This is a genomic window from Mycobacterium sp. E3339, assembly GCF_001666915.1.
Taxonomy (GTDB): Bacteria; Actinomycetota; Actinomycetes; order Mycobacteriales; family Mycobacteriaceae; genus Mycobacterium.
This window is the reverse complement of sequence record NZ_LZIZ01000066.1, coordinates 1-913: the sequence shown is the minus strand read 5'-3', so window position 1 is coordinate 913 and position 913 is coordinate 1. Positions and strand designations below refer to the sequence as shown.

Annotated in this window: 3 protein-coding genes; 2 read left to right on the top strand and 1 reads right to left on the bottom strand. The window is 67.0% G+C overall.

Annotated elements, in window-relative coordinates; translation table 11 throughout:
• Window positions 1–202 (top strand): hypothetical protein (locus tag A5702_RS26880; protein ID WP_231965000.1); only part of this gene is annotated, 202 nt, incomplete at its 5' end.
• A gap of 12 nt (window positions 203–214) precedes the next feature.
• The gene (locus A5702_RS27180) at window positions 215–778 is read left to right on the top strand and encodes a PE domain-containing protein (RefSeq protein WP_068219062.1); all 564 of its coding nucleotides are present in this window, start codon (window positions 215–217) and stop codon (window positions 776–778) included.
• On the opposite strand, the gene A5702_RS25490 is transcribed toward A5702_RS27180, so the two are convergent.
• On the bottom strand, window positions 709–913 hold a 205-nt coding region (locus tag A5702_RS25490; RefSeq protein ID WP_156669503.1), incomplete at its 5' end, for a PE-PPE domain-containing protein. The two genes, A5702_RS27180 and A5702_RS25490, sit on opposite strands and share 70 nt — an antisense overlap.

The following is a 913-nucleotide window of genomic DNA, read 5'->3' as shown; positions in this document are numbered from 1 at the left end:
GCGGGGCAACCAATTGGTGTGCCTGATGGTGCCGAACGCCACCTCACCCGCACCGGCGTGCAGGTCGACAGCTTCGGCGGGCCCGTCCGCCGCGCCCCAACTGCCCTCGACGGGAATTCCCGGGCGAGCGACGGCCGCAGCCTCCCATTCGATCGCCGGACCGCGCGAAGGCCTGGCGGCGCGCCCGGTGTTGAGTCAGTAAGGCGGAGAGCCGATGTCGTTCGTGATCACCGAACCCGACGCGATGGCGACGGCCGCCGACGAGCTGCAAGGGATCGGCTCGTCGCTGCAGGCGACGAACGCGGCCGTGGCCGGCCCGACGACCGGAGTGCTGCCGCCGGCCACGGATTCGGTGTCGGTGCGCGTGGCGACGATGCTGGACGCGCACGCCCAGCAGTACCAGGCGCTCAGCGCGCAGGCGGAACTGTTCCACAACCAGTTCGTGGAAACCCTGATCACCGCGAAGAACGCGTACGCGCAGACCGAGGCCACCAACGCGGCCGCCATGCAGTCGTCGACGGGCACGGACAAGATCGCGCTTATCATGGGCGGCACCGGGAACCCGTCGCCGGACCTGAAGTACATGACGTCCATCCAGCAGGCGTACCTCGCGCAGAATTACTCCGACTACACCCTGGTGAGTTTGCGTACGCCCGAACAGTTTTGGCCGATCACCGGGCTGGGCAGCGAGACCTTTGGCAAGTCGGTCTACCAGGGCATGGCCACGCTGAACTCCGCGATCCTGACGCAAACGGCGGCCGGCAGGGCTTGCAGGTAGCGCATTTCCAGGCTGGCGATCGTCGCGCTCTGCGAATAACCAACGACCACAACGTGATTGCCGGCCGCCGTTTGCGTCAGGATCGCGGAGTTCAGCGTGGCCATGCCCTGGTAGACCGACTTGCCAAAGGTCTCG